At 38.1% G+C, this 8577-nt stretch carries 7 protein-coding genes and 1 pseudogene; all 8 read right to left on the bottom strand.

The genetic code is table 11. The features are described 5' to 3' along the window. Positions 1 to 1268, bottom strand: a 1268-nt coding sequence (locus ESZ50_RS11530; protein WP_148624118.1) for a KxYKxGKxW signal peptide domain-containing protein, incomplete at its 3' end; no start/stop codon positions are given. Between the two features lie 37 nt (positions 1269 to 1305). Further along, a complete protein-coding gene (locus ESZ50_RS11525) occupies positions 1306 to 1563 on the bottom strand; it encodes a hypothetical protein (RefSeq protein ID WP_148624116.1) in 258 nt (85 codons plus the stop codon). Positions 1564 to 1795: 232 nt separating this feature from the next. Further along, positions 1796 to 3166: an FAD-dependent oxidoreductase gene (locus ESZ50_RS11520; RefSeq protein WP_148624114.1), complete on the bottom strand. Its 1371-nt coding sequence runs from the start codon at positions 3164 to 3166 to the stop codon at positions 1796 to 1798. Positions 3167 to 3193: 27 nt separating this feature from the next. Further along, entirely contained in the window at positions 3194 to 3763 is a 570-nt protein-coding gene (locus ESZ50_RS11515; protein WP_148624113.1) for a TetR/AcrR family transcriptional regulator, read from the bottom strand. 211 nt (positions 3764 to 3974) lie between these two features. Continuing rightward, positions 3975 to 4787, bottom strand: a complete 813-nt coding sequence (locus ESZ50_RS11510) for an accessory Sec system protein Asp3 (protein WP_148624111.1) — start codon at positions 4785 to 4787, stop codon at positions 3975 to 3977. A gap of 1 nt (position 4788) precedes the next feature. Then, positions 4789 to 6339: an accessory Sec system protein Asp2 gene (locus ESZ50_RS11505; protein WP_148624109.1), complete on the bottom strand. Its 1551-nt coding sequence runs from the start codon at positions 6337 to 6339 to the stop codon at positions 4789 to 4791. Then, the gene (locus ESZ50_RS11500) at positions 6329 to 7513 is read right to left on the bottom strand and encodes a glycosyltransferase family protein (protein ID WP_148624107.1); all 1185 of its coding nucleotides are present in this window, start codon (positions 7511 to 7513) and stop codon (positions 6329 to 6331) included. The genes ESZ50_RS11505 and ESZ50_RS11500 overlap by 11 nt, the downstream gene beginning before the upstream one ends. Positions 7514 to 7593: 80 nt before the next feature. Further along, positions 7594 to 8577: pseudogene (locus tag ESZ50_RS11800) on the bottom strand (accessory Sec-dependent LPXTG-anchored adhesin); the annotation flags it as partial.

Below are 8577 nucleotides of genomic sequence, written 5' to 3'. Positions count from 1 at the left end.
GATTCTGATTCTGATGTACTAATCGATTCTGATGTCGATGTTGACGCACTTTCTGATATTGATATACTTGTTGATTCTGATGTTGATGTACTTTCTGATGCTATCAACGATTGCGATTCTGATTCTGATATAGTCGTGTCAACATACAATGTAGCACTAGACTCTGACCAGTCGCCAACCGTCCCGTCGGAACTTGTAATTCGATATTGAACAATGAACTTTCTTTTATCATCCGAAGTAGTCGTGTTAGGGATTGTTAATGAACTTCCGGTTCCAATTATCGTGCTGGTATCTTTCGAATCATACCACCGATACTCAACATTATAACCGTCCAACCCCTGCATCTTGAAAGTCGCATCTTCACCGAAGTTTACCGTAACATCCTCTAGACCACTACCAACCTTAATAGTCTTAGTCGCCACAACATCCGCACCTAAGTGATTATGCGCAGTCAAAGTAATGATAGTTGTACCAGAAATCTTTTTGGCCGTTACATTTCCGAAATCGTCAACATCTGCTACATCCGTGTTAGATGAACTCCATGTATATGTTGCAGTATTTACTATTGGATCCGACGTATAAGAAAGCGACTGTGTAAGTTCTGGAAGCATATAATCACTCCCAGAAATTGAAAGGTCTGTTACATCAATGTCCGTCTCGAGAACATTTACAGAGACAACGTTGGTCGCCTTGGTGACAGAGCTCGAGAGCAATCCGGCCTTATATGTTACTGCGCAATAGTAATAATCCGTTTCTGCTTGTCCAATTGTTTCTTGATAAGTAGAAGTTGATTTATTGTATGAGGTTTTCTTTGAACTGGAACCGCTGGCTTTTGCCCATGAACTTGTACTGGCATTCCATTTATACCATTGAAAACTAACCGAAGACGATGGGTCTACCACGAAAGCAGTCGTTGGTCGACCGAATTGTGTAGACAGACTAAAGGCGTTTCCTTTCTTCACAGTGACATCAGTCGGTTGATTTGAAACACCCGCTTTCATTCCAAATGATGCAAAGCCACCGTCATATGCTCGCCAAGTTTCTAAATCAGCTGCTGGAGCTGCACTATCAGACGAAAGTTGCGAAATACCACTACTAGCACTGACTGTATTTGCGGAGGCTATCTGGATAAGTGGCCCAACAAGTGAGCCTGCGACGAGAACCGACAACATCGCTGTTTGAAAGAATTTTCCAACCTTGTATAGCTTGTAGTGCTCTTTGTTTTCTTTTATTATCTTTGGATTAAAATGCGTGTTTTTTCTGAACATATCGCCCCCTCGAAAACCCTATATATATAATTCAAGACTAATATAGAAATAGATGAGGATGTACAATCTGGGCTAATAATATAGCTACCATCATTGCAAAGATCAAAATTCCTATTACAGATCGCTTTTTTGCTTGAAACATATCCCATGCCTCCATCGCAAGTAAGCATGTTACTAGTATGGTTGCGATAATTATCAATGTGATACTTGTATAAATTAGTAAGGCTACAGCGCACATAAGTAGTAATGTTGCTAGGATCCATTTGCTGGTCGTTTTAATATCCATAATCATCATGATCAATCCTCCTATTTTCTTGAAAGGTAAACTCTATAATGAACGGTACGACCGTTCGTTCAACAATTTAAGTGTACCTTAGTTAACCTTTCACAACAATAAAACTCACTCCGGATTCGATAAATATTCCAATTATCTTCACAAATAAAAAGAGATCAGATACAATATCTGATCTCTTCTCTATGATAAACAAACTCTTAGCAAATCAAAATCTCTAAGTTCTAATAGAATATCAGCCTTGTAGTTGAGTAAACTCAGTCCAAGCTGCCTTCGCAATTGCTACGATAAAATTCTCTGGGGTATTATAAAGCGGATGAAATAGGAAATCAGCAAAAGCCAAATCGCCAACGGTTTGTCTCTTTTCAATTGCGAATGAAACTAGATTTGCTAACGATGTGACATCATTGGCCGACTGAAAAGAAATCCCCAAAATCTTCCCATCAACTGGGCTCCACAATAGTTCTGCATCTATCACAAGATTATCATCCAAAAAATCAACGCGATATTTTTGACTCAAACTAGTTTTCATAAACTCAATCCCGTTCTTCTCGGCATAGCGTTCTGTAATTCCAGTTCTAGAAAAGTTTGTATCCGTGAAATGTAATGCTGAAGTCAACGAGCTCCCTGTAAACTTTACTTGCTTCTTGATTGAATTAATTCCGGCAATTGTTCCCTGGCGAATCGCACTTGACGCAAAAGGTGCGTAATTATCCGCTCCTTGTTTAACAACGTCACTTTTTGTAGCAACATCCCCAGCTGCAAAGACATTGGTAACACTAGTTTCCAAGTATTCATCAACCAATATCGCTCCATCATCAGACACTTCCAACAAGTCATCAACCAACTGTGTATTCGGGAATGTCCCAACTGCCATGATAATAGCATCATACTTCTTCCCATTTGACGGACGATCACTAAAATCTACCATCATTTTGTCGGAATCCCCACAGTAATGTATATCCTTCAACTCGTAGCCGTTATGGATATTAATACCGTTCTTTGTCAATTGATTCGCTATTCTCTCCGAAAAGTTGAGCGAATAATACTTTTCCAGAATATGTTTTTGCCTATCAAACAAATCGACCGATTTATGGTTAACTGCTAATTCATTTGCAATTTCAAGGCCAGAGTACCCGCCACCGATTACCGCAATATTAGTAAAATCTGCAATATTTTCAGTAATTTGTTGAGCATCCTGCCACGTTTTAACAAAAAATACGTGTTCCATCATCTCGTCAGTACGAATGAAAGGACTGATTGCACCTGATCCCATCGCCAAGATCAGCCGATCAAACTGCATACTCTTTTCAGTTTTTGTCCCAATTTTATGGTAGTCGACCTGTTTGCTTTCGAATTCAATTCGATCGACTTCCGTTTCAGTCAAAACGTTGATTCCTAATCTCGTAAGCTGTTCACTGGTCGCTAAAAAGACCTCATTCTCGTCAACATTTTCTGATCCCAACATAAAGGAAATGCTTGCAGAAATAAAGGCGATCTTTTCATTACGCTCAAATATAACGACTTCATGTTCCGGAAAAGTGTTTTTGATACTCAATGCAGCTTGAACACCTGCATGCATTCCTCCAATAATACCAACTTTCAAAATATGTCCCCCCCGAATTCAAACCATTTACTTAGTAAACTGAGCAATTAAATCCTCTTTTAAATAATCAATACTACTTTGATTATTAGTTACTCGTGCCATCACTAGTACACCCAAAATCATTGCAAATACCTTTCTGGCGTAGGTACGCTCTTCTTCATCTGTTTGAAAGTAACCACTTTCCTTGATAAGCATATATACATCTTCAAGAATAGTATTACTGAAGTACCTTAATTTTTGATTTAATAATGGCTCATTGCCTGCAGTTTCCATTGCCAGAGTAATCAATATTGAACCTCTTGCATAATCTGCATCATCTTCATTAATTTGGTTTTGCACATAGTCAAACAGAATCGTCAACTTCCTTGGAATGCTATCAGATTCGTTGATTGATTCCTTTATTAACGAATATTTTTCAATTTCTTCATCAATTAGTTGATCGATTAAATCGCGCTTTGAATCAAAGTAATAGTAAACGTGACTTTTTGATATATCAGCTTCTTGTGCAACTTTGCTAATAGATAAATTAGAAAGTCCATTCCGACCAATCAGTCTCCTCGCTGAATCTAGAACCATGTTCTTAATTTCAACAGCCATCTCTTCTCCTTTTTAATTAAGGAAATCTTCCATATAAAACGGACTACCTTAATATATTCATTTTTTAGAATTCTTTAAATAAACTTCAATTACCCTTAATATATGTGCATCAACTACATTAGTCAATTGTTTCCAGTGAAAAATTAAGTATATTTGGTTCTTTTATAAAAAAGATCGAACTGTTGCCTTGAACATTTCGATCCTAAACTCTTTAATTAGAAAACTTCGAATAGATTCTGAAATTATATTTATCGAGGAACTCGGCAATCTCACCCTTTTCACTTAACCCATCAATTTCAAAATATTCGTGTAACTCGCCTAATAGCAATTCAGGCTTCGAGCTAACATTCAATATGTTAAGCTTGGCAATCTCAACTGTTATTGCAGCTTTTTTTAATTGATTGTTAACATCATTGGTCACATGAACGACACTATATCCCGACATGGCTGTCCTTCTCCTTAATAGATCTTCAAAGGATAGCACAGTTAACCGCCGATCGAGTTTTCCGGCCTTAATTAACATTTGTAAATTCTTAGCAAGCACAGGGCTTTTCACCACCAAGGCCTCAGTTGCTTGATCATCCACTGTTTCGATCTGATCAATTTGGATTTTATTTAGCTTGACATGCTTGAGGCGATCATCATTTTTCCCTTGATCAAGGATGTGTGCTAAGAATTTAATTGAATAATGTGCGTATGCTGGGACAATGAAATCTGCTAGTTCATCCGAAGCATATATCTGCATAATCTTATGCTCTTTATCATCATAGAACTCAACCCCTACTGATAGCTCTAATCCATCCGCCTCAGTGTCAAATCTCAAACTATACCTTGTTCCAACTTGTAATTCTGGTAGAAATTTCTTCAGGCCACCCGACCGATATTGAACAAGATCATCTAACTCGAAAAGCGGAGTGCCCGAAAATAATTTCTTTCCGGAAATCATTAAATCGTTCTCACCGAAGCTATACTCAATACCTTCGTTCCAAAGAAATTTCATATCTTGGGTTAAGCGAATAATCATTTTAATCCCAGTCCTTTATTATATTCATAAACCATTCAACAACCTCAGTCGTCTTTTCACTATGATATCCGCTCTCACGCCTACGTTCGACCCTTTTCGCGCCACCTGATTTTAAATCACTTAGTAGCACAGGAATCGATTCGCCATCATATTCATCTTCATCAAGAGAGAAAACATGCGCCACAGTCTCACTCAGTGTCCCCTCTCTTAATGCACCAGGTAGAATATCATCCAACCAACGGCTCTCAATGAATTGATCAATCTCAATTAAATTTCCAGTTGTCTTTGTTAGATATGTAAATAACTCAACAACCCAACGCTCGCCAAAGTCAGTTGCTAATTCTAGCTTATTCAAGAATTTTCCAATTTTATAGATTGGCTTTCCCAAAATGATCTTTCCAACGCCAAGCCTTGCTCCAAAATACAGTGCTCCAACTGTTCCACCGGACATTCCAAATGTTGCCACATTTGCCGAGTCAATATTGTTCTCACTTAATTCTCGATCAATAAAATCTGTTATTAGATTGCTAACTTCATTCGATCCATATTGGTCAAGATAGAAGGCTCCCCCACGCGCACGGAAATCAGATATCACAATATAATTACAGTCTAAGGACTCTAACTGGGTTATTAATTCAAAGCGTCGGCTCCATGCACGATATCCAGCAAAAGCAATTACTAATTTATCGCTTGGCTTTTTTTGTCCTATCTGAAGTGAGCTATACACGTTAATGTACTCGCCACTCGCTAGATACAATCGCTCATCATTCAGGATCAAATCGCCACCCTGCCGTGCTAAACTGATCTCCAAACCATTAAAATTAAAAGACCCCGACCCTTTTAGTTCAATTGCAATATTCAAATTCAACGGCGTAGTTCCTTCAAATATTACCGTATCTCCATCTTCAACGAACAATTCTTGCTGTTGATTATTGTGTAGATAACTGATCTTAAATCTAGTTTGAACTCCCTGCATTCGCTCTTGCTTGTAAAGATTAAAACGATAGGGCTTCCCACCGTCAACCTGCTGGTTAGACAAAAAGAAGGTCCCTTTATTCTTACGAACAAAAAGTGCTTCTTGTGGAAGATAGATGTATGATTTAAATTCTCTGCCGAAATCACCTGATAATGCAATATCAAGTTGTCCGTGGCGTTCTACTTTTCCCGTGAAATCCTCATTTATATACACATTTTGATAAGGTAATACCCTTGTTGAGAACTGACCTCGCCCAAATTCTGTCTCTAAATTATCGATTAACAAAGACCATGCTTCACTACTTCTCACAAAAGTATGTCGGTACTGTCGAAGAAAGTCATAAAAGCGTCTTGGTACTTCCTGCAAATTTGTCGCATTAACATATATTAAACAGTCCGCCTTTATTAGGCGCTCTGGTATTTCTTTTTCAAACTGATCCTCAAAATAATTAATGAACTGATTGGTATCCTCAATTAATAATCCCTCTGCATTGGCGAAGTTTGTTCCCATAACGGGTAGATTAACATCAATGATGCTTGCTAAACCTGCTTCCACCAAATAGTTGCTAGACCCCATCTACATGCTCCCCTATAACTTGATCAAGAGAAATACTTTCCTCATTCCAGGCATTTAAATCACTTAACAAATCTTTTGCCACGACTTCGATTCCTTCAATAGCTTCTTCAGAATCCAAATATGGCGTTCTAATCGATTGTGCCAAAAGCTCGATTCCCGCCATCTTTTTTACTGGAAAGAGCATTATACGGGTTTGAGATACTTGATCGAGGACCTTATCAAAGATCTGACCATCTGTGAAAAGTGACCAATCTAACTTATATGCCTTTGCCAGCTCTTGAAGTGGTCGACTATATACTAGCATATCGGCTCGTGGGCCCCAAAAAACAAACTGCATCTTAATCTCTAATACGTTAGCTCGTTCAAACATCTTGATCAGCTCTTCAGTTGATTCAAGACTAGTTTCTCGTTCCCAATAAATTAGCAGATTATTTTTTCCAAGCGTCCCAGAATTATTTTTAATAACATCTAATTTTGTTAAGGCAATTTCATCTGCTTCAAAGTCCAATGCGTCTTCTTGCTTTGAAAAATAAGTTGTTAATAATTCATAGTACGCGTGACTGCGACTAATGAAGATATTTTCAACAAAAGATTGTGCTGTCACCCACGAAATAAAGGCCTCCATAAACTCGATTTTTGTAAATTCGTTTTTTTGGAAAATAAATCGGCCATTTTGCTTATTAAATTCAATTTGTTTTTCGCCAAGCGGACTATAGTACAGTGTAGAATCTTCCAACTCAATTTTCGAGATAAAACCTCGACTATCAAAATAAAATTCTTTCTTCTTACTATTGTCCGTTATATTAACTCGTTCGGGTGCTTTAATTGTAGATTCAATTTTATTTTTGAAAACTACTTCGCCACCCTGCATTGAGCCTGTCAAAAAAGCTTTATTTTCGATCCCATAATACTTCTGCAGGTCATCTTTAAAAGACATCCGAGTGAAATCATTTAAATATGGTATATCCCGGTAGATGTCCTGTTGCCAGTCAAACATATTTAACAAACGTTCAGCTGGTAAACCAATTTTAACAACCTTACTTTCTAGATTTTGATCATATTCAAATACAATCAATTTATAGTCGACTTTCAGTTTTTCGAGTTCATGTGCATAAATAATCACATCATCAAAAATTGAAAAATTACCCTTATAATCCGGAAACAATAATTCCATAAAAGCCCCTCTATTCTTTTTACCTACTATATGTATGAACGATGACTTTTTCAAGTCATCATTCTTATTTTTACATTATTTTAATCGCGCTTCTTCTTACGCAAGATTCCATATAATGCAGCTAACACTAATTCGATTCCTGCAAAGCTTGAATGTTCAACCTTATCCTTTGAAGAATTAGTAGTTGTATCACTCTTTATTGCATTAGCATTAGTCTTCTTGTTATTCTTCTCACTCTTAGCCGCTGATGTTTCATTTTCATCAGTCTGTTGTGTCTCACTATCATCTGTCGATGTTACTGAGGCATCAGCATTGCTAGTTACAACTCCCGCTGAATTTGTTGCATTTGAGCTTGTAGTTGTAGCCTGACTAGCTGATGTGCGGTAAACAAGTGGTGTCACAACCGAGCCACCGTTATTGTTTGTCGCTGTTTCAGAGGTAACATTCGTTGCACCCTCTGACTGTTCCGCAGATTCTGATGGAGCAACAGATGTGCTTCCTGATTCTGAAGAACTCGTACTTGTCGTGTTTGAATCTGAGTTGGAATTACCTTCTGATTCTGACGTTGAGGTACTTTCTGAGGTTGATGTTGAAGCACTCTCTGATTCTGATGTCGAGATTGACTCAGACGTCGAGGCACTTTCTGACTCTGAGGCACTTGTGCTTGTCGTGTTTGAATCTGAATTTGAGTTACCTTCTGATTCTGACGTTGACGTGCTCTCTGAAGTTGATGTCGAGATTGATTCAGATGTTGAGGTGCTTTCTGACTCCGATGCACTTGTACTTGTCGTGTTTGAATCTGAGTTGGAATTACCTTCTGATTCTGACGTTGACGTGCTTTCTGAGGCTGATGTTGAGGCACTCTCTGATTCTGATGTCGAGATTGATTCAGACGTTGAAGCACTTTCTGACTCTGATGCACTCGTACTTGTCGTGTTTGAATCTGAGTTGGAATTACTTTCTGATTCAGATACTGATGTGCTCTCTGATTCTGATGCCTCTGATTCGGATGCACTCGTTGATTCAGATACTGATGTACTCTCTGACTCTGATGCTTCTGATTC

The organism is Weissella muntiaci (genome assembly GCF_008107635.1).
Taxonomy (GTDB): domain Bacteria; phylum Bacillota; class Bacilli; order Lactobacillales; family Lactobacillaceae; genus Weissella; species Weissella muntiaci.
Note: the sequence above shows the minus strand (reverse complement) of the source record. Positions and strands in the feature narration are given on the sequence as shown.

Bases quoted from the DNA above. Each gene is read 5' to 3' on its own strand.
- ESZ50_RS11505 (WP_148624109.1), bottom strand. From the start codon at position 6,339: ATGGGGTCTAGCAACTATTTGGTGGAAGCAGGTTTAGCAAGCATCATT.
- ESZ50_RS11515 (WP_148624113.1), bottom strand. From the start codon at position 3,763: ATGGCTGTTGAAATTAAGAACATGGTTCTAGATTCAGCGAGGAGACTG.
- ESZ50_RS11510 (WP_148624111.1), bottom strand. From the start codon at position 4,787: ATGATTATTCGCTTAACCCAAGATATGAAATTTCTTTGGAACGAAGGT.
- ESZ50_RS11525 (WP_148624116.1), bottom strand. From the start codon at position 1,563: ATGATGATTATGGATATTAAAACGACCAGCAAATGGATCCTAGCAACA.
- ESZ50_RS11500 (WP_148624107.1), bottom strand. From the start codon at position 7,513: ATGGAATTATTGTTTCCGGATTATAAGGGTAATTTTTCAATTTTTGAT.